This is a genomic window from Vibrio glycogenivorans, from assembly GCF_051660965.1.
GTDB lineage: Bacteria > Pseudomonadota > Gammaproteobacteria > Enterobacterales > Vibrionaceae > Vibrio.
In genome coordinates, this window is the sequence record NZ_JBPVIS010000006.1 from 162,036 (window position 1) to 186,344 (window position 24,309).

A 24,309-nucleotide genomic window follows, 5' to 3' on the forward strand; every position below is an offset into this window, starting at 1 on the left:
AGCGGAATATAGTTCACAACCCGTGAAAAGCGTAGGGAAAGTAATGCCGTTAGCGCGGATTATGTGTTATATTTTTTCTCCTTATACGTATTGTAAATACGATCAAACTATAGAGGGACAATGGCTCTATGAGCGATCTAGCAAAAGAGATCACGCCCGTAAACATTGAAGATGAGCTAAGAGGTTCATACCTAGACTACGCGATGTCGGTTATCGTGGGTCGTGCTCTTCCAGATGTGCGTGATGGCCTAAAACCAGTACACCGCCGCGTTTTGTTTGCGATGAATGTACTAGGCAACGATTGGAATAAACCATACAAAAAATCTGCCCGTGTTGTCGGCGACGTAATCGGTAAGTATCACCCACACGGTGATAGTGCGGTCTACGATACCATCGTACGTATGGCACAGCCTTTCTCGCTGCGCTACATGCTTGTCGATGGTCAAGGTAACTTCGGCTCAATCGATGGCGACTCAGCTGCGGCAATGCGTTATACCGAAGTTCGTATGGCGAAGATTGCCCACGAACTGCTGGCTGACCTAGATAAAGAGACAGTGGACTACGTACCGAACTATGACGGTACTGAGCAGATTCCAGCTGTTCTTCCAACCAAGATTCCAAACCTATTGGTTAACGGCTCGTCCGGTATCGCAGTAGGTATGGCAACCAACATCCCACCGCATAACCTCGGTGAAGTGATTGATGGCTGCCTTGCATACATTAACAATGAAGCCATCACTATCGATGAGCTGATGGATTACATTCCAGGTCCTGACTTCCCAACGGCGGCATTGATTAGCGGTCGTAAGGGTATCGTTGACGCGTACAAGACTGGTCGCGGCAAGATCTATATGCGCTCTAAAGCGGATATCGAAGCGGACAAGAACGGCAAAGAAACCATCATTGTTACTGAGATCCCTTATCAAGTTAACAAAGCACGCCTGATCGAAAAGATCGCGGAGCTGGTTAAAGATAAGAAGGTGGAAGGCATCAGTGCACTGCGCGACGAGTCAGACAAAGACGGTATGCGTATTGTTATTGAGTGTAAGCGTGATGCGGTTGGTGAGGTAGTGCTTAACAACCTTTACGCACAAACTCAGCTGCAAACCACGTTTGGTATCAACATGGTAGCGCTGGATAACGGCCAGCCTAAGCTATTCAACCTAAAAGAAATGTTGAAGTGCTTTGTTGACCACCGTCGTGAAGTGGTGACTCGCCGTACGATTTTCGAACTGCGCAAAGCGCGTGAGCGTGCGCATATTCTAGAGGCACTATCCCTGGCACTCGCCAACATCGATGAAGTGATTGAGCTGATCAAGAACGCACCAACACCAGCGGAAGCGAAAGTGGGTCTGGTGTCACGTGGTTGGGATCTTGGCAACGTGGCTGGCATGCTTGAGCGTGCGGGCACCGATGCAGCACGTCCTGAGTGGCTTGAGCCAGAGTTCGGCATCCGCGACGGCCAGTACTACCTGACTGAAACCCAAGCACAAGCGATCCTTGAGCTGCGTCTGCACCGTCTAACCGGTCTAGAGCACGAGAAGATCCTTGATGAGTACAAAGCGCTACTAGACGAAATCGCTGAACTGATGCACATCCTAGCCAGCACTGAGCGCTTGATGGAAGTGATCCGTGAAGAGCTTGAAGCGGTTCGTGACGGTTACGGCGATGTACGCCGCACTGAGATCACGGCAGCTAGCCATGATATCGACATGGAAGAGCTGATTGCGCGTGAAGATGTGGTTGTGACCCTGTCACACGAAGGCTACGTTAAGTACCAAATCCTGAGCGACTACGAAGCACAGCGTCGTGGTGGTAAAGGTAAGAGCGCAACTAAGATGAAAGAAGAAGACTACATCGAGCGTCTTCTGGTGGCGAACACCCACGATAACATCTTGTGTTTCTCGACGCGCGGTAAGACTTACCGTCTGAAAGTGTATCAATTGCCACTGGCAAGCCGCACAGCACGTGGTAAGCCGATCGTTAACATCCTTCCTTTGGAAGAGAACGAGCGCATTACGGCTATCTTGCCGGTTTCTGAGTTCGATGCCGACAAGTACATCTTTATGGCAACGGGCGATGGCACGGTGAAGAAGACTTCATTGGATCAGTTCGCGAATGTGCGCGCCAATGGCTTGATCGCAGTGAACCTACGAGACGATGACTCGCTGATCGGCGTCGACATCACGACCGGTGAAAGTGACATCATGCTGTTCTCGAAAGAGGGCAAGGTAGTGCGCTTTAACGAAGACAAAGTGCGCGCGATGGGTCGTACTGCAGCTGGTGTTCGCGGTATGAAACTGGCGGACAACGATCAAGTGGTTTCGTTGATCGTTCCTTCTAATGAAGGCGATATCCTGACCGTGACACAAAACGGTTATGGTAAGCGTACTGAGCTAGCAGAATACCCAACTAAAGGCCGTGCAACGCAAGGTGTGGTTTCAATTAAAGTTTCTGAGCGTAACGGTCCTGTGGTTGGTGCAATCCAGGTCGAAGAAGGCGACGAGATGATGATGATCACCGACGCCGGTACGCTGGTTCGTACTCGCGTAGCGGAAGTCAGCCAAGTGGGTCGTAACACCCAAGGTGTCACGCTGATCCGTACGGGTGACGATGAGTCAGTCGTCGGTCTGCAGCGCATCGAAGAAATCGAAGAAGCTGAGTTGGTTGATGGCGAAATCGCTGAAGGCGAAGAGTCTCAAGTTAGCCAAGATGAGGCACCAGCAGGTGATGCTTCAGAGGCCGATAGTCAAGAGTAAGTGACCGTTCAATTAGAAATATGAAAAGCCAGTCAGTGTAAACTGACTGGCTTTTTTATTTTTCAACGGCTTGGACGTTTGTCAATCCAGTACTGATTAACGAGCCTGCGGCAAACCGCTTATCCATTCACTCCTATTCCAGCCCGTAAAAATGCATCCGAATATCAGTGTATATCGGTGAGTATCTCTTATAACTAGGGCCATACTGCTTCTGTTACACCTCGCTGGGGTGCTTCATCCGCTTAATCTTCTCTCCTATTTTTCAATCGATAGATACTAATACTGAAGTGGTGTTGGCTGATCCATGGTTAACACCAGCGCAGGTTTGTAAATGCAGCTACGTTTTTAGAAAAGGAGGTGTGGGTAATGGCGTTTCAATTCAATGTGTAGATTATGCAGTAGTTTTTACCTCGATTGACTCTCCACTTTTTACCTAAGGAGGAGAGTTAGAAATGACTCACATATACACTTTGTAACATATTTTTGAGCACCCGCTGTAAACCATATATGAATTATCGGTTAACATTAGAGTATATGCTCTAGTGTTATGGATGATGCAATGAAATTACCTCAAATAAAAGTAATGGCGCTGATGGGACTTTGTCTGGTCAGTCTCGATGTCAGTGCTAATCAGGTGAGTTTTCTTCAGGCATGGGAGCTTGTACAGTCAAACAATCAATCTCTCGCTGCAGAGCGAGCTCAAGTACAGGCTTACCGTCACTTTGAAACCGCGACTGGCAGTCTAAACCTACCAAGCATCTCGCTTGGTGCAAGCTATGTCAGACTCGATGATGATGTGACCGTCAGCGGACACCAGCTAATGGATGCAACCACTATCCCTGGGCTTGCGGCTGGCTCCTCCGATGCGTTAGCCGGATTGTTGCCCATTTTGGGTGGTATTGAGACCCACATTGCCGATCGAGATATCTTTACTTCTTCGGTGCGAGCGGTTTGGCCAATATTTACTGGTGGAAGGATCAGTGCAGCTCAGAGTGCGGCAGAGGGGCGCACCGAGGAAGCAAAAAGTCATTATGCAATGGAGCTGCAAGCTCGATATGAAGATCTCAGTCGATACTATTTTTCCGTGGTGCTTGCCCGTGAGGTGCTGCGAACTCGCCAAGCTGTTGAGGTGGGGCTCGCTCAACACCTAGAATTTGCCGAGAAGTTAGAGCAACAAGGTCAAATTGCCAAGGTTGAGCGGCTTCAGGCGCAGGCCTCTTTGGATAAAGCCAAGGTCGAAACCCGTAAAGCGCAATCCCAATTAGTGATCGCTCAGTCTGCACTGGACAAAATTATGTCGATTGAAGACTCTGCAATGCCGCAAGAAGTGTTGTTTATTAACCAGCATCTTCCCCCAATGCAGGCTTATATTGAACAAACCCTGTCTACATACCCTGGACTGGCACTGTTATCAGCGAAAGAACAACAAGCCAGCAGTATGATCAAGGCGGAAAGGGGTAAATACCTGCCTGAGGTCTATCTGTTTGGCGATTACTCTTTGCATGAGGATGACACGCTCGCGAGCCAATTAAAACCAGATTGGATGGTTTTAATTGGCGTGAGTGTCCCTTTAACAGATACCAGTGGGCGTCGTCACAATATAAGGGCGGCAAAGTCTTTGGTGCAGAGTGCACAACTTCTGCAGACTCAAGCGCACCGTGATTTAAGCATGCTGGTGCAAAAAACTTACCTAGAGGCGCAACAAGCGATTGATGAGGTGATAGGCCTGGAATCGAGCATAGCGCTTGCGCAAGAAAATCTGCGCTTACGTGAGAAAGCGTTCAACCAGGGACTCTCTAGCTCAATCGATGTCGTCGATGCCCAGCTCTATCTTGCCAGCATTCAAACCCAGCAATCGGTGGCTCGCTATAGCTATCTGATTGGATTAACGCGCTTATTAGCGCTAAGCAGCCAGATGGAGACCTTTACTCAATACCAGCAAACTGCCTATACCCATTCAACTCAGGAGCCAGTATGAAAACACTAAAGTCATTGTCATTGGCCGCGATTGCGCTGTCTATCGTTGGCTGGGTTAGCTACAACTTTTATCTCGCTTATCAACCTAAGCCCATTCGATTGCAAGGAATGATTGAGGCACAGCAGTACAGTATTTCTTCTAAAGTGCCGGGCAGGGTTGACCAGGTTTTGGTGAGAAAGGGCGATCGCGTTGAAAAGGGACAGTTAATCTTCACCTTACATAGCCCAGAGATTGATGCCAAGCTAGCGCAAGCCAAGGCTGGTGAAAAGGCCGCCGGAGCAATGGCCTTGCAGGCAGAGTCGGGGGCGCGGGCTCAGCAAGTTCAAGCTGCTAAAGATAAGTGGCTGAAGGCGAAAGCGGCGGCCGATTTGATGGAGAAGACCTTTCACCGCGTGGATAACCTATTTGCTGACGGCGTCGTTGCTGAGCAGAAAAAAGATGAGGCAAAGACTCAATGGCAAGCTGCTAAGTACACCGAGAGTGCCGCGTATCAGATGTACACCATGGCAAAAGAGGGGGCCAGAGAGGAGACTAAGATAGCGGCGATTGAAAAAATGCACATGGCTTCCGGCGCCGTTGCGGAGGTAGAAGCCTATGTCGCCGATACCGTGATAAAAAGCTGGTTCGAGGGTGAAGTATCACAGGTATTACTGCAAAGTGGCGAGCTAGCCCCCCAAGGTTTCCCCGTCGTCACTATATTGGACACCCATGATACGTGGGCCATATTCAATGTTCGAGAAGACTATCTCAAGTATTTCCTCGAGGGGCGAAAGTTTGAGGCTTACCTTCCTGCTTTTGACCGGGTCGAGGAGTTTGTGGTAACGCATATTGCAGCCATGGGTGATTTTGCTACCTGGCGCTCAACGGATGCCTCGCAGGGTTTTGATTTACGTACCTTTGAGGTTGAGGCGCGACCTGTTGAGCAAGGTTTGAATTTACGCGCTGGCATGAGTGTTGTGATTGAATTGTAGGGAAGTAGCCATGACGACCTTTACGAAGCAACTTAATATTATCCGTGAGGACAGGTGGCTTAACGCCTGCTTAAGCTGGGTGCCGATTCTGTTAGCGTTTTTGATTTGGGCAGTGTTCTCTCAGGGTATTGCGAGAGATTTACCGATCGGTGTGGTGGATTTGTCCAAGTCGAGCACCTCAAGGAGCCTGATTCGTCAGCTATCTGCTTCGCCAGCATTGGCTATTGCCCACCAATATAGCGATGCATCAAGCGCTAAAGCGGCGCTGGTCAACCAAGATATATACGCCTACGTGGTAATACCGAATGATTTAGAGCGCTCGATTGCTCATCAAGTGCTGCCACAGGTAAATAGTTTTTATAACAGCCAGTACATATTGATTGGGCGCTTGGTCAATACCGCCATTACACAAGCAGTAGGGCACTGGAATGCGAGACTAGGAGTGGCAAAGGCACTTGCGACCGAGCAGGGGACGCTGGTTTCGGCGATGGGCAAGTCTGTGCCAATCCGCAGCCAGATCACCGCGTTGTTCAACCGCAACACCAACTACAGCCAGTTTCTGGTCAGTGCGGTTGTGCCAGCACTGTGGCAGATAGTGATGGTTGTCAGTACGATCATGGTTTTAAGCGCGAACTTTCGTCAAAGTCGTGCCAGTAGCCTAACTGAGTGGCTAGGCAAGCGACCAATGCAGCGCTTGGTCAACGTGCTGAGATATTACTATGTCCTCTTTGCCGTGCAAGGCGGGTTATTTCTGCTGTGGTTTTATTATTTTCTTGACTGGCCGAATCATGGCAGCTTACTGATGATTGGCTTTGCCCAGTCGGTGACCATAGTCGCATGCATGATAATGGCAACGTTTTTCTATGTGATCACGGAGGAGCCAGCCAGAGCCTTAAGCCTGGCCGGCGCTTTTACCGCACCGAGCTTCGCCTTTATGGGGATAAGCTTTCCCGTCAGTGATATGGGCTTTCTCGCCCAAGCCTGGAGGAGCCTCCTTCCCATCAGCCACTATATGGACACCCAAGTTGCCCAAAGTTCTTATGGGGTTACTTGGTCGACATCACTTTTAGAGCTGCTCCCAATGTTAGGGTATTTGCTTCCTTTAGTGATGCTCAAACTGGTGCTTGCTAGGCGTGCGTCGAATGCGGGCCCGGTATCGGGTGTGTAGTCGAAACACATTATTTGGACACTCATGTTTATAGAGCACTAATTGGACACCCATATTTATCCGAGCTCTCGAGTATAGGTACCTAAAGTGTATGCAGCTATCACTGTTGTCTGTTGCGTTTATTTGGACAGTCATATGAAGCTACTCTGTTGCGTTTATTAGGACAGTCAGGTGAAGCTAGTCATGTAAACTAAGCGTTTCAAACATTATTTGGCGGTAGCCAATATTGAGAAAGATGAAAGCTAAAGAATTTTAGCGGCTTTAGAACATCAAACGGATGCCAAGTTGGCGTATATCGAAGGAGTAACTAGGATGAAGTTACCGGAATTGTTAAGACAAGAGTGGGTCAGCCTGGTTCGCAATCCTGTTGTGGTTGTGGTGGTGTTTTTTGGCGTATTGTTTTATTCGTTTCTCTATCCACTTCCTTATGCGCAGCAAACACCGACTGAGCAAAAACTTGTAATCGTCAATTTGGACAACAGTCAGATTAGCTACACGCTCGAGCGAATGATTGATGCGACCCAACAAATTAGGGTGATTGAACGAGTTGCGAGTATTGAAGCCGCAAAGCAAAAAGTCGTTGAAAAAAAGGCTGCGGGGCTGATTGTAATTCCTGAGCACTTTTACAAGGATCTGCTTTTGGACAAAAGCCCAACATTGGCTTACGCTGGAGATGCCTCTTATTTTCTAGTTTACGGCGCGATTGTTGAGGGGCTAGCGCATTCTGGTGCAACGCTTGGGGCGCAGGTGAAAGTGGCGCAGTTGGTCGCGAGTGGCCAGCCTATCTCAATGGCGGCACAACAGCACAGCGTCGTTAGTTTGAACAGTAAACCGACGTTTAATGCAGGAATGGGCTATGTGAGTTACGTTGTGCCTGCTGTGTTTGTATTGATCTTACAGCAAACATTGGTGATGGCGGGGGGCTTGATGGTGGCAACCCAACGGGGCAGCGAGGGATATTGGAACAAGGTGCCAGCCGGCCAGCTGCTTCTAGCAAGAACTCTGGTGCTCGTTGGTGTGTACTATCTGTTAGCCATGTTCTATTTTGGCGCCAGTTTCGAGATGTATGGGATTAGCAAAGTGGCTCAAGCTAGGCAAGTATTAACCATGCTGCTGCCGTTTTTGATTGGATGTTGCCTACTCGGGTATGTATTAGGTCATGTTGTGCCACAAAGGGAGTGGGTCAGTGTGCTGGTCCTACTGAGCTCAATGCCACTGATATTTGTGTCTGGATTTATCTGGCCAGTAGAGCTAATACCAGCGCCGCTATTGCTGCTGGCAGACCTCTTTCCAAGCACAGTTGCGATTAAGGCATTTCTGTCACTCAATCAAATTGGAGCGGATTGGAGTCAGGTCGGACACTACTATGTCCATTTGTGGCTGATATGCGCATGGTGGCTTACTTTCGTTTGGTTTCAAGTTAAAAGTCTACGGAGCTTTATTCCAAGCAAATTGGTATCGATTTGAAACTAGCTGTATTGATGGAAAGGGGCAATCTTGCGGCACTTTTCTAAGTCATTGATATTGCGCAAAGCTCAGGGCTATATACGATCAAAATTGTAATCATAACTCTCGATTGGTGATATATGCGTGCTACTGTGGGAGAATCTAGGCGCAAAACAACCATTGCTCTAGGTAAGATTTAGGGACGAATAAGCCACGAGTAGCGACGAGAGATGTGAAAAGCTATGTGGAATAGACTCAATAAATCTATGATGTTCTGCCAAATGATGTTTGGCTTATCGTTCTACGGTGTGATGGTTATCCTCACCCGTTTCTTTTTAGAGGAGCTAAATTACAGTGAAGCCGATACCATGATGGTGGTCGGTGCATTCTCTGCGATCGGCCCTCTATTTGCGATTGCTGGTGGTTTTATAGCAGACAAGTTTCTTGGGGCGTATCGCTCGCTGAGTATTTCCTTTGTTGGTTTCACCTTAGGCTATGTTCTTTTAGTTTTAGGAGCTACTGCGCTTAACGTTCCACTGGCGCTGTGTGGTATCGCACTCGCGAGCTATTCGCGAGGATTGATGTCACCTGCCTATCCAAGCCTCTATAAGCGAACCTTTAAAAGCCAAGAGGATTTTGAGAATGGTTACCCGGTAAACTATTCCATCAACAATGTTGGCGCCTTTTTAGGTCAATATCTATTCCCAATGCTGGTGATGTTGCTTGGCTTTTATGGCAGCTTCTTGCTGTCAGGTGTGATGGCAGGTGCCGCTTTATTAATGTTGATCGTGTCGAGAAAAGGTCTTCGCGCAGTGGCTGCAGAGATTGACCAAGCACCGGTAAGTCTTAAGAATTGGTTGGCTTTTGCAACATTGTCTGTTGCCATGATTGGCTTGGTATTTTTCATGTTTTCTAATATGGACGTGGGTCAAAACATCGTATATGCGATTGGCGTTTCGGCGATTTTGTACTTTGCTAGTTTAATGCTCAAAGTTGAAAAGGCTCAGAAAATTAAGATGGCAGCCATTCTAATCATGACCTTTCTTACTACCTGTTTCTTTGTCTACTACGGGCAGATGATGACATCAATGAACATGGTGGCAATTAATACTATGCGCGGTGAGCTATTTGGTTTTATTCCGGTAGCACCAGAGGCGGCAATGGCGATGAACCCACTGTGGTGCATGGTCGCGGGTCCACTTATAGCAATGTTGTTCTCGTCACTTGAAAAGCGTGATATCCACTTCACAACGGCCACAAAAGTTGCATTTGCATTTGTCTTGACTGCTATTGCATTTGGTATCTTGACCATGGCTGTGAGTACAGTGGGTGAAGATGTGGTGATTCACCCAGAAATATTCCTGGCCATCCATTTCTTCCAGGCATTCGCTGAAGTTGTTGTTGGATCGCTGGTCGTCGCATTCATCCTATCGGTTGCCCCTAAACACATTGAGAACTTTTCAGTAAGCCTATTCTCTGTAGCCATGGCACTAAGTGGTATAATCGGTGCAGTTTTTTCTACCTCTATTGCGTTGGAAAAAGGTCAAGTTATCACCCAGGACATTGTTCAAAATGTTTATGGTGACTACTTTCAGCTGCTCACCATTCTCGCTGTGGTCATGGTTGGTGTCGCCCTTGGCGCGTCATGGCTAATTAAGAAAATGCTTGCCGCGGCGGAGAAGCATGAGGTTTTGACGGCAACCGCTGAGGCTTGAATAAAAACCGAAGATGAAAACGATAAAGCCCAAGTTATATCACTTGGGCTTTATGTTAAAAGTTTCAATAAGCTAGATAGATTGCATTATTTAGACAGTCATATTAAGTCTCGGAGCAAACGAATGACTTATTTTCGATGATCATGCGGGATAAATATGCAGTATTCCCCTTGAGTCACAAACTGGACAGTCATTAATTGCGTATGATTAAACTAAACGAGTCCCCTCAAGAGAGTAATATTAACGGTCATAAAAACTACAAACTTGACAGTCATAAATTACATTTGACTAAACTAGACTTTCCCCGTTGAGCGAACGAGCATGACTAAAGTGGAGATAGACTCTTTTCTAACTCGACAAGAGGGGTTTGGTTACAGGTAACGTATTTTCTAAAAGGCTTTTTTAAGGAAAGTGCCCAGGGTAAATGAGGAGAGTTATGTTGAAGGCTGTACAATTCACTATTAAGCGACTTGAAAATATAGCCTTGCTGAACCAACACCCTTCACTCGTTCTATCCCAAGGTTGAGCTGATAGCGGCGGAGAGATTTTTCACATCCAATCGGTCCGGTAAACCTTTGCTCTAGAGAAGTCATTAGACGAGTCCACATAGCTTCATTTATACCTAATCGCTTTAACATCAGCTCACAGTTGCTCGAGATGCTCCCACGCTTATCACCACGAATTATCCGTCCGCTAATATCGATCAAAGACAAATAGTCACTTAGGTGAAAGGGCAGGCCTTGAGGCCTTTGTTTGCATTCGCCACCAACAAATGGGAATAGCGTGGTGGGCTGTATGAGACTACTATTTACAGCGTTTTGCAGAGTATCAATACGTTTTTTAATGCTTGTGTAAGCTGATTGTTCGGGTGTGCTAGCCATGTTAGATCTTATTGGATTTAAATCGACATAGGCCATACAGGTTGCAAGTGCGGTCTCGTCAAGAAGTGGCTGTGATTTAAATCGGCCCTCCCAGAAGCGGCCAGTCCGGTTTTCCTCTTGATTAGCCTGGCGAGCGATGTGTTCATTTAAGTTGCGCATGAACCAACTTAAGTTATAAAGGCGTTGTCGATATACTTCAGCAATATCCATTACAGTTGATAGGGAAGCGTTGTCTAATGGCTCGCCGGAAAGAAATTGTCTTGTTAAAACCGTACCTTTATATAATCGATGCCAGCGCTGTAACACTTCGTAGATATCCCAGGATAGGGCTTGATCTTTATTAATGTGCAGTACCAGGTGTGTATGATTGCTCATTACTGCATAGGCACAGATATCGATCGAAAACACACTCGCAAGCTTGAGTAACCTTTGCTCAACCCAGTCACGGCGGTGTTCAAAGCTTACTCCACTAGATTTATCAAAACCGCAAAGAAAGGCTTGGCGAACACAGCGCGATACGCAGTGATAATAGGAGGTATGGCTGAGGCTGACAAGTTGCGAACGGGCTGTAGGCATAGGGGCGCTCCAGTTAAGGAATGAGCATAGTTTAGCTGGAGTTGCGTGAAAATGGCCGCTTTGAGTGTCCTGTTTAAAGTAATATGAAAAGCAATGATTGAATATGAGTGACACAACCAAAGCAGCAAGCTATGTAGTTGTGTTGGTAGCTGTAAATTTAGTTAAGCTGGTCACAAAATTAGAACTAGATTGTTGGTTGGATTTAAGTTTTTAAAAAAACGGCTATTTCTCTAAAAACTGAGCTAGTTAGGCAGATGAGGCATTGGTAGTCTGAGTTCAGACAAGAAACCGAATCAAGAGTTTCAAACCAATTAGTACTAAATTCCTAGTGGAGCAAAACTATGTCGAGTACATTCTACATCCCTTCAGTAAACCTCATGGGTACGGGTTGTCTTAACGAAGCTATCAGTAGCATTCAGTCGTTTGGGTACAAAAAAGCGCTGATTGTCACCGATTCAGTGCTTAATCAAATTGGCATTGTAGCGAAGGTAACCAAATTACTTGATGAGGTGGGTGTCTCATCAGTCGTGTTTGATCAAACCAAGCCTAACCCTACTATCGAAAACGTTAATGATGGTTTAGCGATGTTCAAGCAGGGTGAATGCGATTGTGTTATTTCACTTGGTGGAGGCTCGCCACATGATTGTGCTAAGGGTATTGCGCTTCTGGCGACCAACGGTGGCGAGATCAAAGATTATGAGGGTGTCGATCAGTCTGCTAAGGCTCAGGCACCGCTGATCGCTATCAATACAACAGCGGGCACGGCGTCAGAAATGACTCGTTTTTGCATCATCACAGATGAAGCACGTCACATCAAAATGGCGATTGTCGATAAGCATGTAACGCCGATTATTTCAGTCAACGATCCTGAGCTTATGTTGGCTAAACCCGCGTCACTGACTGCTGCGACGGGTATGGATGCTTTGACGCATGCGATTGAGGCATATGTTTCCATTGCGGCAACACCGGTAACCGATGCCGTTGCTATCAAGGCGATTGAGATGATCCAGGCAAACTTGCGTCAAGCGGTGAACCATGGTGACGACATTACCGCTCGCGATAACATGGCTTATGCGCAGTTTATGGCAGGCATGGCTTTTAACAATGCTTCTCTTGGTTATGTTCATGCGATTGCTCACCAGTTGGGTGGCTACTACGACCTACCACATGGTGTATGTAACGCTATCTTGTTGCCACATGTTCAGCAATACAATGCTCAAGTATCGCCAGCGCGTCTTCGCGATGTCGCCAAAGCCATGGGTGTCAATGTAGCAGCGATGAGTGATAGTGAAGCAGCGCAAGCAGGGCTTGAAGCCATTCGCCAACTCTCGAAAGATGTTGCCATTCCGGCGGGCTTAGAAGAGCTCGGTGTGAAGAAAGGGGACTTTGATACGCTGGCGGAAAATGCGCTTAAAGATGCATGTGGTTTTACCAACCCGAAGCAAGCAACGCATGATGAGATTAAAGAGATCCTTGACGCAGCGATGTAATCTGATGATTTGTAAAGCTCACCCGCTAGGGTGAGCTTCTGGCACGTGAACTTTGGTTGAGATCAAAGACGGTGACAAGTAAATGCCCTAAAGTGAACGCTCTAATGCTTGGCGGGGGCGGCACTAACTCATGCATACGATCAACGATTTCAATCGAGTAACAGAGAGAGAATACGCGCTCTCAACAGATAATCTCAATCTCCTCTACTACGATCTTCCTCAATACTTCGACGACAGTTACCACTCTTACGACAGTCCAAGGCTGTGCACTATTTTGGCTGGTGCAAAGGAAGTTAGTGTCAATCGATCTAGCTCTTTTCAATACGACAAAAGTGAATTTGTTCTACTACCGCCAAATTCAACAGTGCAGATGATGATGCCCAAATCAACTAAGGCTCTGGTTTATGAGTTTGGCGATCAGTTGATTGATGGAGTGGTCCAGCAAGTGGCAGACCATCTTGAAATCGAATCTACAAAAGAGTTTGATTGCCATCAGTTTAGCCATAGCAAAATCACAGATAGATTAGGTCAGTTGCATCAGCGCATGCAGCAGATAGTTGGCGAGAATGACAGTAATATGCGCTTTCTAATTGATTTGACTAGCCAAGAGGTAGTTTACGAGCTGTTGAAAAAACAGGGCTGTAATAACATTATTTACCAGTCAAAGAGCCATCCAATTAACCAAGCTATCAGATTAATGAAATCGGCAGAGAGCAGTGCAATGAAGATATCGGATATCGCTGAAGAGGTTGGCTTGTCGCTGTCTAATTTTAGTCAGAAATTTAAAGCGGTCACGGACGAAAATCCAAAAGATTACATGCGAAAGTTAAAATTGTTACGCTCCCAGAGCTTGCTGGAGACACGCTCTGTGACCGACGCAGCAATGGAAGTGGGTTATGACAACATCTCATATTATATTCGCTTGTTTAAACAGGAGTTTGGTATCACACCAAAGCAATATCAAATGCAACGTTCGTCAATTGCAGTTAGTTAGGTGTTAGTCCATAGGTGGAAAACCAGACACCAGCATTGATCGGACACTCATTGTAATGAGAGGCTACAAATTGGACACCCATAATTCCGATTGAGAAACTAACAGCGATCTTCAATATTGACTGTTCAAGCTAGTAGTTGTGATGACTGTCCAATTAGCTGCTGCTATTAGCTGCTTTACAAAACCGCTTAGCGTATTTATCCCAAACTTACATTAAAGAGGAAAACCAAAGCCTGAAATCAGGCTTTGGAGGGAAGATATCGCTTCAGCGTTATGCCTACACAATAAACTTATTCAACGCCTGATGCTGCGCATCAATCATATCCGCTTGCTGCTTCATCAAGTGACGAGCCGACTCAGCGGCTTGGGCAACATCTTCGGAATGTGATTGAATGGTTAGGGCGTTGTAGTTAATTTCCTTTGCGGCCTCACTCTGTTCGTTTGCAGCGGTTGCGATTTGATTATTCATTGAGGAAATCTCGGCAATAGAGCTTTGGATACGTTGTAGGGCTTGGTTGGTTTGTATCGCGTGTTCGACAGTTTCATCGGCAACTTTTCGACTGGAAGCCATGGAGGCACTAACTGATTGGGAGCTACTGTGCAGTTGCTCAATCATCGTATGGATCTCGGTAGTTGACTCCTGGGTGCGATTAGCCAGGCTGCGTACTTCATCTGACACTACAGCAAACCCACGACCATATTCACCGGCTCGGGCGGCTTCTATTGCTGCGTTAAGTGCGAGAAGATTGGTTTGGTCAGCAATTTCATTGATAACCTGAAGGATCTTCTCAATATCGACGATAGCAGTATCGAGGCACTGCACCTCTTTTTCGGTCAACTCAATATTACTCGAAAGATTGTTGATTGATGACATACTCTTGCTGACCACTGAGACACAGTCTTTCGCATTTTCATCCGCCTGATGTGCGGCTGTTGAGGTGTCTTTGGCGCTCAGTGCCACTTGATTGGCGGCGACTGACATCTGCTCGATGGCAGACGCCAGTTTGGTCAGTTCACTTAGCTGACCTTGTGTTGCCTCAACTGATTGGTCGGCGCTGCCTAAGGTTGATTGAGTAGCCTGAGTTAACTTATGGAATACTTGCTTTGACTGTCTAATTTGCTCTTGCAACTGACTAACGAAGGCGTTGAAGTTGATCGCTAGTGATGCAAACTCTGGATCTGAGCGAGTGCTCAAACGCTTGGTGAGATCGGCCTGTCCAGAAGCGACATCTTGTAGGGCCTCTCCAAGTTCATTAATTGGTCGCATTAGCAGGTTGAGGATCAAACCCAATGCAAGAACAGAGAAAAGGACACCCATAACGGTATACAACAGCGCATTTGTTTGCAGCTCACCAATCGATGAGAGTGCCAATTGCCTATCAACCAGAGCGGCAACATACCATTCTTCACCCGGCACACGCTCAAAGCTCAATAGGTAGTCCTTGCCACCAAACGAATAGGTATGAAGGCCAGGAGCAATCGCCACACCAGAAAGATATTCCGACATTGATTGACCATTGTACTGGCGATTAGGGTGGGCAATAGTCGTCCCATCTTCGGCAACGACAAACAGATAACCCGTGTTTAGGAAGTTAACTTGGTTAGTGACATCGGCTAGTATCCCCAAGTCAACATCGAACAGGGTTACACCAACGAGTTCACTGTTATGATGAACTGGATTAGCAATCGAAACTACCATTGAATCGATCAAATCATCATAGTAGGGGGCAGTAATGATTTGTCGCTGTTGTTGTTTGGCTTGCTGATACCAAGGGCGGTGACGGGGTTCATATTCGGCGCCGGGTGTCCACTCGGGATCATTTTCTAGCATCCTTCCTGTATTTTCATAGCCAAGGCCTGCGACAACGAAATTTTGTAGGATTTGTGGCTGTTCAAGTAGAGCTGTAATGTAAAACTCGTTGTCTGGGTCAAACTCAATCGACTCGGTGAGAACATGTGCAAAGGAGCGCTTGTAGTTAATTTCTGTGGCCACGTTGCTGGTGGCACTGGCGACTAGCTCATTAATGCTTGAGTTGACCAAGGACTCGATCTCAGCTCGAACTTTTCTCACTTGGTGAAAAGATAACAAGGAGACAATAACGATCATGATTGCCGACGATGCAGCAATGACTTTGTACTTAAATTTCATAACAACCAAAGGATAAACAGAGAAAACCTAATATCGAAATAGATCAAATACACTAATAGTATACTACTGAGTGTGTGGTTTATCACACCATTAGTTTAACTAACAATATGATTTGTAAGTAATTGTAATTGAGATGGTATTAGAAGGGTTAGTCGAGGGCATGGAGCGTTGTCTGATAGCTCACTGGCGTCCGATAGCCACAAATTGTTGGTTGTGGTCCGACTTGTGTTGCATACATTGTTATTAGCTAAGCCTGGTCAATAAAGCGACATCTAATCTTCACCGTAAATTTATTTTCAGGCCGTATTATTTATTGGTTAAATACCTTCAAGTGGAATGTTAACCGATGAATATAGCTCAATACGAAGACATATTTTGCAGTGAGGCGAGCTTCTCGACTTTGCCCAATGCGGTACAACACCAGTTTAGCTTGATCAGTGAAAAGTTAGCCCTTACACAAGACTCCCCTGCGTGCCTGGTCATTCTTCCGGCTAAAGCTGGCGTCGTAGGTGGAAGGTTACGTCCTTACATAATCGGTGTAGCTGTGAGTAAAGAGACTAGGCACGAGCGAGTTTGCTCTATGGCCAATGAGCTTGGTGTTCACGTCGTTTTTGGTGATCAGCGCCATTCGAAAGCCCGTTTTGCAATGGAAAACATTGGCCTCATTTACGACTTCCGTCTTCGTGACCATTTGGTACTGCAACTGGCAGTAGTGTGTGGTGAGAGGATTTTAGCAAAAGTTTAACCGTCTATGTGGCCGAAGAATTAGTGAGGTAGTGCTCGAGTGTGTGTTAACCAAAGCGCAAACACGACCACACAATGGGAAAGAACGACCCCTGTGGTGAGTAGGTAACGCATTTTCATATAGGCCTCTTGGTCAAGTTTCGGTTCACACACCAGATTTGCAATATGCGCAACAATGAGCCCAATCAACACCAGCACGGGATTGTGAGGGCTGAAAATACTCAAGGCAATAACAAAGAGTGTGACGAGGTTAGACATGAGTAGTACGGACTTGTGCTCAGTTTCTAGCGTGACAACGCGACCCCAATTGGCACCAGCCATAAAAATCGCTATAGCGCCGCTGTAGATAAAAAAGGTGTACAAATAGGCGAGTGAAGCCGCGCCGTGTGAAACCAAAATCACTATCGGTAGGAGCAAAAAGGGGACGAGACCCATGTATCCGAGGAGCGTTTTCATAATCTGTCCTACGTTATCTGCAATTGGGCGATCAGTTCGAAGTTGTTTACCTGAGAGTATTAAGCATAGCTGAGTTAATGAAATCATCGCTAATTTGGTATTCCTTGATTGATACATGACTGTCTGATTAGTCAGTTATGACTGTCCGAATAGTTAATCCCAACTATGACTGTCTGAATAGTCACTTATATGAGCGTCCAAACTAGCCAGCTCTCATATGAGTGTCCAAATTAACTCAGATTGCGGTAGCCCAATCTAGCGTTATCATGACTGTCCAAATTGATTCAAATTGACTATGTCAGTTATGGCTGTCCAATTAACTATCAGTCCGAATAGTTACCTATATGGGTGTCCAATTAACTAAGTTATGGGTGTCCAATTAACTAGAACTTCGAGGTCTGTTTTATGTATTGACCGGGGGTGAGGCCGAACTGTGCTTTGAAAGCGCGGGTGAAGTGGGATTGGTCATTGAAGCCTAGTTGCATGGCTGTCATGGCGATATTGGCTTTGGGGGTGGCGAGCATGGCTTTGGCTTTTGTGAGGCGTTTGGTTAGCAAGTATTGGTAGGGAGTAACACCAAGTAATTTTTTAAACTCGCGCAGGAAGTAGAATTTGCTGCACCCGAGTAACTCGGCCAGATCGTCAATGGCAATGTGCTGATCAATATTGTGCTCAATATAGTGGTCGACTTTGTTGAGTTGATTGTCATCGAACTTAGAGTGGCTATTCTGACTGTCTAATAAATCATGGTAGTTGGAATAGTTGATGACGTAATGGTTGGCGATCAGGGATAGCAGGTGATCGAGATAGACCTTACCATTGCGGCCGAGGTTTTTCGCTTCGAGCAAGAACAGCTCGATGATGGCCTTGATTGTTTCATCGACGACGTTGTAGTTGGTGAGAAACTGCAGTTCCATGCTCTCAATGTTGAGTGGGCAGTGAGATAACAGGATTTGCTTTTCAATCGCCAAGATCACAAAGTAACAGGGCTCTGAGATATGATGAGTAAATGGCGTTTCAGGTGGATTAATCCAGATATTGCCGGGATTGGTTTTCAGGTCGGTCGCGCCGTCTTGAGTTTCAATCTGCCATTTCAACTCGTGCTCAAGCGCGAGTGCGAAGTAGAAGTATGGCGTATAAACATTGTTCGGATAAAAGTGCGGTGATTGGCCTTTTTCTAACACCACTCCGTCCCAGTTTAGCTGGTGAGCGGAAAAGTCGATCTCCAAGACCTCTCCACAATTTGAGGGTTGACGGCTGTCGTATTGATAAAATTTCAGTTCTGAGCGCATCCTATCGTCCTCAACATTCATTTGGTATCAATTCACCAAGCAGTGATTGCAATATAGTGCAAAACCTCAAGCACGAATGTGCAATTTCTTTTCCCCCTTGTTGGCTAATCTAACCTTAGTTTTAGTAAATCCATAGCCAAGCTCGGAGGGGTTATGTATCAGCCTAGCAAAACACTCGCCTTAGCCTGTTTGGTATTGACTGCCAATACACAAGCGAGCCAAAGCCTGAATAACGAGGAGATCAATATTATGCAACATATCCAGCTTAATACCCAAGTGGGCCAACTCGCTGCTAATCTGTATTTACCACAAGGGGTCGATAACCCGCCGGTGGTGATTGTGACGGGCGCATGGACGACGGTGAAAGAGCAGATGCCAGCGACTTATGCTCAAGCGCTCAGCGAAAAGGGTTATGCGGCGGTGACGTTTGATTTTCGCGGGTGGGGCAGCTCTGACGATGAAATCAAATATCTCGAAGATCCCGCGCGCAAAACCGCCGATATCAAAGCCGTTATTGAAGCCGTCAGTTCTTTACCGCAAGTGGATGGTCGCCGTATCGCTGGGCTTGGTATTTGCGCGTCAGCGGGCTATATGCTCGATGCAGTCAGTGGTAACGATAGTATCCGCTCGGTAGCTGTGGTGGCCCCTTGGTTACACGATAAGGCGATGGCAAGCGAGATCTATGGTGGAAAAGAGGCCGCCGCAGGTCTCTTGGCTGCTGCCCAGCAAGCAGAGCAAGCTCCCCAGCCGAGCTACATTGAAGCGGCGAGCCTAACCAACGAGCAGGCTCTGATGTACCAAGCCCCATACTACACTGAGCCTGATCGCGGTTTGATCCCACAATATGATAATCAATTTAACATCGCCTCTTGGACAGGGTGGTTGAATTATGACGCTTTGTCTGGTGCACCCAGTCAAGATAAGCCTGTACTGATGGTGGCTTCACCTGCGATGGCGCTGCCAGCAGGCGCTGAGCGCTACCTACAAAGCTCAGGTGACAATGTCACTTCAGTTTGGTTTGACGACATTACCCAGTTTGATTTTTATGATCATCCTGATGCGGTCGGGCGAGCTGTCGATGCCGTGAGCGCTCATTTTGCGACATCCTTGTAGGAGCCTTTCTTATAGGTGCTTCTCATATAGGAGTAAGCAATGAAACGGCTACTAGCAATTTTACTGACATTCGGAGTGATGACGATGCCAATCTCTGCCCAAACCATAAGTCGTGATACAGCCGAGGTATCCAGTGTTATACACAGTTTTTCGAGCCTAGCCGACCAAGGTGCATTCGAATACCTAGGGCGCTTGTTCACCCCTACAGTCGTGCTCGATTATACCTCCCTATTTGCGGGTGAAGTGACACAGGTAAGCCGCGAAGCCTTGATGGTGCAGTGGGCCGGTTTTTTACCTGGGTTCGATACCACCTATCATCAATTGGGGGATATGAAGGTCAAACTGGACACCCACAATGCCAAAGTGTTGGTGGATGTCACCGCTACCCACTGGTTGGACGAACAATTCTGGCAGATCAAGGGGACGTATGATTTTGGACTAGTGAACACTGCGCAAGGATGGCAAATCACCTCAATTGTGTTGAGCGTTTCAGAGGAGTCAGGAACGCGCACTATCCTTGAGCTGGCGCCTAATCGTGCAAGGCAGAACCATAGCCAGCGTCAATCCCTCTTGTTGCCTGTCACGACTGATGACTGACAGACCCTAGGTATATGCCGCGCTATTCGCCTTTGGTGAGTTGGGCGGCAAACCGCTCGCGATGTTGGCGAACAAAATCAATAAAGCACTTCGACTTTAACGGCATATCAGAGCGTTGTGGGTAGAGCAGATGCAGCGGAGTCGCGGGTTTGCTCCAATCAGACAATAGCGGCACCAGTCGACCATCTTGCAATGAGGGCTTGACCAAGTTGATGGGCAGATAAGCAACCCCAACATTTTGCTGCGCATAGACCAAAGATACCGACAAATCGTCAGAGATCAATTTGTGCTCTCCTTGATACAGAAATTCTTCCCCTTCACGCGAAAACTGCCATGGAAGAATATAGCCATCAATTTGGTTACGAATCGTATTGTGCTGCGCGAGTTGACCAGGATGCTTCAAGGGCTTATTGTTTGCCACCCATTGTGGGCCGGCAACCAACTCAAAGTCGACTTCAGCTAGCAGCAGAGCACGCAGTGACGAGTCAGGCAACACTCCGACGCGAAAAGCAAAATCAACCTTGGTCTTGGTCAGCTCTTGAATTCGATTGGTGGTATCAAGCTCTACACTGATGGTTGGGTATTGATGGTGAAACTCACTGATCAGAGGGGCAATGACACTCTGGCTTAACGCGCGCGGCGCTGAAATATGCAAATGCCCAGTAGGCACGCTCGATGCTTGTTCTGCTTCATGTTCCACTTCACGCAGGATTTCATTGATCAGCATGGCTTTTGGTAGAACGCGCTCTCCCAATTCAGTTAGTGCAAGAGCCCGCGTCGTGCGATTGAGCAAGCGACCACCAAGTGCCTGCTCAAGCTGCTGAATGTGCCTACTGACGGTGGTGGTAGGGAGGTTGAGTTGGCGTGCTGCTTCGGAAAAGCTCTTAAGCTCAACCACCTTAGCAAATAATGATAGACCTTCGACTTGGCGCATAATGATTCACGATTATCCTGTATATGGGATAGTAAAGCCCAATAATGCTATCTAATCAATCTATTTGGGATGACCTATAGTGACAACACCACAAACAAGTCAGCAAAATCGGAAGGTAAATCATGACAATTTTAGTGCTTGGCGCAACAGGTAACACTGGCTCTGAAGTCGTTAAACAGCTCGGTGCACTGGGTGCAGATTTTAAAGTAATGATCCGTAATCAGGCAGGCGCAAAGGCGCTTGGACTATCGCAACAGCAAGTGCGGTTTGGTAATTATGATGACGTAAACTCGCTGATTGCTGCCATGGAAGGGGTTGAATCGATTTACTTATCGATGGCTATCCACCAGGACAATGCACTGTGGGTGGAAAATGTACTCAGTGCGATGAAAGCCAGTGGTGCGCAGCACCTGGTAAAGCTGTCTGGTATGGGGGCCACCACAGATGCAGGCTCACATATCATCCGCACCCATGCGCTGACCGATGAGATGGTCAAAGCCTCGGGCGTCGATTACACGCTAGTTCAACCCAACTCATTTTATCAAAACCTGTTTGGTAGCCTTGAGAGTATTAAAGCTACCGGTCAGTTCTATCTACCAATGGGCAATGCAAAGCAGAGTGTGGTGGATATTCGTGATGTCGCAGGCGTGGTGGTTGCTTCCCTCACTCAGCCACAGCACCGCAATAAAACCTATCAATTGTCTGGCCCCGAGCCATTGACCTTTGCGGAGCAGGCAAACATCCTTTCGTTGGCGGCGGGCAAGCCGATCGAATATATCGCCGTAAGCAGACAGGCTGCGATTGATGGTATGAAAGCCGCGGGATTGAATGACTGGTTAGCCGAGCAGTTGGGTGAAATTTTAGATTGGTTCGCACAAGGGCATTATGCTTATGTCACCAATGACGTTGAGGTTGTGCTGGGTCGTCCTGCTCGTCGGTTTGAGGCGTTTGCTGACGAGTTTGCTCGACTTATCTAGTTGACGGAACAGAAGAATCCAGCACCCAAAAGAGTCACATAGCCGATGGGGTACTTCCTGTCGGCTGGTGTTCACCTAGTGCTCAAAATGAGTTATTGCAAAATAATCGATGCTTCAAGTAGGTGGTGGGCGTGGTCAAGCAGTTGCGGTGCTTGGTTGGCTATTTGTGCGTACCTGTCGTCAATCGAGTCAACTTTGACCATTGCGTTAAATGTTGTTACTAAGACCTCTGGTCGATCGTTGACCACATCCTTGAGTTTACTCAGTTCTATATTGTTAACCCGCTCAACCTTGGTGATTGCTGAGTTAATCATCTCTACTGTAATCATGCCACGCTCTTCCTTGCTGCAAACTTTGCTTTAAATTTTTGTTATTTTTATTGATTCTACATTGAAACCTGCTAACAGAAACATGATCGTAGTCATGTTTAACTCTAAGCAGCAAGAGGATGTACAGGTAAAGTAATAGAAGGGTAAAACCGTTAGAATTAGCGGGCAGGGTAATCGACGCAGCGTTATTTAGAGTAATACTGACTCGTCATGGTATCGGTATCAATATGCTCTAGGAAAGGCTCTGCTGCTGCCGCTTCCATAAAGCTCTGTGCTGAGGCCTCGGCATCCTCTAGCGATTCCCAATAGACGATTGTCAGCCATTGACCATCCTCCGCGATAGCCGTTTCTCGCGCCAAAAAACCAGGCTGCTTAGCGACGTGATCGGTCTCTACCGCTTTGTCCAACGGGCGAAACTCATCAAAATTGACATCCTCCTGTAGATAGAAAGTGATCACTTCAATCACGTTTGCCGCTACGTTGGCACTCAAGGTACAAAGGGAGAGCATCAAGAGGGGCAGAAGTAGCTTGGTTGTGATTCGCATAAGCGCTTCCCTGGCTTCAAAAGAAATGTCTCAAATATAGCCGAATTAGTAGCGCGCGCGTGCTTAGAAAGCAAGTAGTGTAGGTATCGCAGGTTTAAATTCAGTTGTGTCTCATCCTCAAGGCGCAACGCGACATTATCACTGCTCAAGGTTGCTAAAATCGTGTGAAATTTCCTCAATCGAGTGCAATCCACTGCGTTTTTTACCAACTTCTAACAACAATTTAAGTTGTTGCGCTAAGGTATAGCCACGGATTGTGCGACATACCTTACAGGCCACATTGACGCCAAGTGTCCCAATCATATACAAATTTATAAGCTTTACGCATTTATAAGCAATACGCAGTGAGGATTGAATGAAAAAAACAATGACCCTAGGGATAGCCGCGCTCATGTTGGTTGGTTGTCAGGCGACACAACGTCAAAATGCCACCACAGGTGAAATGGAAACCAACTCAACGACCAAAGGCGCGATCATTGGTGCAACCTCCGGCGCTGTGATTGGTATGATCACTGGCGATAGCTCAAAAGAGCGTCGTAAGCGTGCCCTGATTGGTGCTGCTGCAGGGGGTGTTGTGGGTGCCGGTGTTGGCAACTACTTTGACAAACAAGAGGCGGCCCTGCGCCAAGAGCTAGTTAACTCAGGTGTTCAAGTCAAACGTGTTGGCGAGGACCAACTAATGCTAGTGATGGAAAATGGCATTGGCTTTGAAACCAACTCCTACGCGCTTGATCCTACGATCTACAACAGTCTAAATGGCGTTGCACGTATCCTAGTCGAGTATCCAGATACCGTTTTGCTGATTGAAGGCCATACCGACAGCACAGGTAGTGCAAGTTACAACCAACAGCTGTCTCAGCAGCGTGCAGACTCAGTCCGCGCTTATCTCAGTGCACAAAAAGTGGCTTCAACGCGACTAAATACACAAGGGATGGGCGAGACAAGCCCTGTCTGCGACAACAACACCGAGCAAGGTCGTCGCTGTAACCGCCGAGTGGAAATCAATATTTTCCCAGCCAATTAATTGACGTAGGCAGTGAGGCCTGATTGGCCTCACTGCCCCTCAGAATATCGGCTTTTCGCACACCTATTCTCTGCTTTAATTCTCTTTCCTATCTACCGTCTAGCTTGATTTGATAGCGCTTACAGCAGCGTTAAGGGCAATTTTTTATCCGACGCTCATACTGACACTTGC

General features: G+C 47.0%; 20 protein-coding genes. 13 read left to right on the plus strand and 7 right to left on the minus strand.

Annotation, left to right across the window (positions count from 1 at the left end):
- Window positions 1-128: 128 nt before the first annotated feature.
- The 6 genes from gyrA to ACSTTG_RS13505 all read left to right on the plus strand — a co-directional run bounded on the left by gyrA (window position 129) and on the right by ACSTTG_RS13505 (window position 10,037).
- A complete protein-coding gene (gyrA, locus tag ACSTTG_RS13480; protein ID WP_438459504.1) occupies window positions 129-2,759 on the plus strand; it encodes a DNA topoisomerase (ATP-hydrolyzing) subunit A in 2,631 nt (876 codons plus the stop codon).
- 583 nt (window positions 2,760-3,342) lie between these two features.
- Entirely contained in the window at window positions 3,343-4,737 is a 1,395-nt protein-coding gene (locus tag ACSTTG_RS13485; RefSeq protein ID WP_438475328.1) for a TolC family protein, read from the plus strand.
- A complete protein-coding gene (locus ACSTTG_RS13490) occupies window positions 4,734-5,708 on the plus strand; it encodes an HlyD family secretion protein (RefSeq protein ID WP_438475177.1) in 975 nt (324 codons plus the stop codon). Before ACSTTG_RS13485 ends, ACSTTG_RS13490 begins: the two co-directional genes overlap by 4 nt.
- 10 nt (window positions 5,709-5,718) lie before the next feature.
- Window positions 5,719-6,876 carry an ABC transporter permease gene (locus tag ACSTTG_RS13495; RefSeq protein WP_438475178.1) on the plus strand — a complete coding sequence of 386 codons (1,158 nt, stop codon included), beginning with the start codon at window positions 5,719-5,721 and terminating at the stop codon, window positions 6,874-6,876.
- A gap of 312 nt (window positions 6,877-7,188) precedes the next feature.
- The gene (locus ACSTTG_RS13500; RefSeq protein ID WP_438475179.1) at window positions 7,189-8,343 is read left to right on the plus strand and encodes an ABC transporter permease; all 1,155 of its coding nucleotides are present in this window, start codon (window positions 7,189-7,191) and stop codon (window positions 8,341-8,343) included.
- A gap of 221 nt (window positions 8,344-8,564) precedes the next feature.
- On the plus strand, window positions 8,565-10,037 hold the full coding sequence (locus ACSTTG_RS13505; RefSeq protein ID WP_438459500.1) for a peptide MFS transporter: 1,473 nt from the start codon (window positions 8,565-8,567) through the stop codon (window positions 10,035-10,037).
- Window positions 10,038-10,498: 461 nt separating this feature from the next.
- On the opposite strand, the gene ACSTTG_RS13510 is transcribed toward ACSTTG_RS13505, so the two are convergent.
- A complete protein-coding gene (locus ACSTTG_RS13510; RefSeq protein ID WP_438475180.1) occupies window positions 10,499-11,494 on the minus strand; it encodes a transposase in 996 nt (331 codons plus the stop codon).
- Between the two features lie 341 nt (window positions 11,495-11,835).
- Here ACSTTG_RS13510 and yiaY point away from each other — a divergent pair, with 341 nt between their 5' ends.
- Together yiaY and ACSTTG_RS13520 are read left to right on the plus strand one after the other, a co-directional pair.
- Window positions 11,836-12,984, plus strand: a complete 1,149-nt coding sequence (gene yiaY, locus ACSTTG_RS13515; RefSeq protein ID WP_438475181.1) for an L-threonine dehydrogenase — start codon at window positions 11,836-11,838, stop codon at window positions 12,982-12,984.
- A 130-nt stretch (window positions 12,985-13,114) separates the two neighbouring features.
- A complete protein-coding gene (locus ACSTTG_RS13520) occupies window positions 13,115-13,978 on the plus strand; it encodes a helix-turn-helix domain-containing protein (protein WP_438459497.1) in 864 nt (287 codons plus the stop codon).
- Between the two features lie 277 nt (window positions 13,979-14,255).
- On the opposite strand, the gene ACSTTG_RS13525 is transcribed toward ACSTTG_RS13520, so the two are convergent.
- Window positions 14,256-16,127, minus strand: a complete 1,872-nt coding sequence (locus ACSTTG_RS13525) for a methyl-accepting chemotaxis protein (protein WP_438475182.1) — start codon at window positions 16,125-16,127, stop codon at window positions 14,256-14,258.
- 346 nt (window positions 16,128-16,473) lie between these two features.
- Here ACSTTG_RS13525 and ACSTTG_RS13530 point away from each other — a divergent pair, with 346 nt between their 5' ends.
- On the plus strand, window positions 16,474-16,872 hold the full coding sequence (locus ACSTTG_RS13530) for a hypothetical protein (protein WP_438475183.1): 399 nt from the start codon (window positions 16,474-16,476) through the stop codon (window positions 16,870-16,872).
- 20 nt (window positions 16,873-16,892) lie between these two features.
- Here the strand turns inward: ACSTTG_RS13530 and ACSTTG_RS13535 are convergent, their stop codons facing one another.
- Window positions 16,893-17,327 carry a DUF3429 domain-containing protein gene (locus tag ACSTTG_RS13535; protein WP_438459494.1) on the minus strand — a complete coding sequence of 145 codons (435 nt, stop codon included), beginning with the start codon at window positions 17,325-17,327 and terminating at the stop codon, window positions 16,893-16,895.
- Window positions 17,328-17,710: 383 nt separating this feature from the next.
- Window positions 17,711-18,619 (minus strand): helix-turn-helix transcriptional regulator, encoded by a 909-nt coding sequence (locus ACSTTG_RS13540; RefSeq protein ID WP_438459493.1) that lies wholly within the window; start codon window positions 18,617-18,619, stop codon window positions 17,711-17,713.
- Between the two features lie 153 nt (window positions 18,620-18,772).
- On the opposite strand from ACSTTG_RS13540, the gene ACSTTG_RS13545 reads away from it, so the two are divergent.
- Both ACSTTG_RS13545 and ACSTTG_RS13550 read left to right on the plus strand, forming a co-directional pair.
- On the plus strand, window positions 18,773-19,732 hold the full coding sequence (locus tag ACSTTG_RS13545) for an alpha/beta hydrolase (RefSeq protein ID WP_438475184.1): 960 nt from the start codon (window positions 18,773-18,775) through the stop codon (window positions 19,730-19,732).
- A gap of 39 nt (window positions 19,733-19,771) precedes the next feature.
- Window positions 19,772-20,329 carry a nuclear transport factor 2 family protein gene (locus ACSTTG_RS13550; protein WP_438475185.1) on the plus strand — a complete coding sequence of 186 codons (558 nt, stop codon included), beginning with the start codon at window positions 19,772-19,774 and terminating at the stop codon, window positions 20,327-20,329.
- Between the two features lie 22 nt (window positions 20,330-20,351).
- Here the strand turns inward: ACSTTG_RS13550 and ACSTTG_RS13555 are convergent, their stop codons facing one another.
- Window positions 20,352-21,263, minus strand: a complete 912-nt coding sequence (locus ACSTTG_RS13555; RefSeq protein WP_438475186.1) for a LysR family transcriptional regulator — start codon at window positions 21,261-21,263, stop codon at window positions 20,352-20,354.
- Between the two features lie 122 nt (window positions 21,264-21,385).
- Here ACSTTG_RS13555 and ACSTTG_RS13560 point away from each other — a divergent pair, with 122 nt between their 5' ends.
- Entirely contained in the window at window positions 21,386-22,240 is an 855-nt protein-coding gene (locus ACSTTG_RS13560; RefSeq protein ID WP_438475187.1) for an SDR family oxidoreductase, read from the plus strand.
- 92 nt (window positions 22,241-22,332) lie between these two features.
- Here the strand turns inward: ACSTTG_RS13560 and ACSTTG_RS13565 are convergent, their stop codons facing one another.
- A complete protein-coding gene (locus ACSTTG_RS13565) occupies window positions 22,333-22,569 on the minus strand; it encodes a hypothetical protein (protein WP_438475188.1) in 237 nt (78 codons plus the stop codon).
- 185 nt (window positions 22,570-22,754) lie between these two features.
- Complete coding sequence (locus ACSTTG_RS13570; RefSeq protein ID WP_438459487.1) at window positions 22,755-23,114, minus strand: antibiotic biosynthesis monooxygenase family protein; 360 nt, start codon at window positions 23,112-23,114, stop codon at window positions 22,755-22,757.
- 355 nt (window positions 23,115-23,469) lie between these two features.
- Between ACSTTG_RS13570 and ACSTTG_RS13575 the strand changes: the two genes are divergently transcribed.
- Window positions 23,470-24,138: a YiaD family glycine zipper/OmpA-like lipoprotein gene (locus tag ACSTTG_RS13575; protein ID WP_438475189.1), complete on the plus strand. Its 669-nt coding sequence runs from the start codon at window positions 23,470-23,472 to the stop codon at window positions 24,136-24,138.
- Window positions 24,139-24,309: the final 171 nt, after the last annotated feature.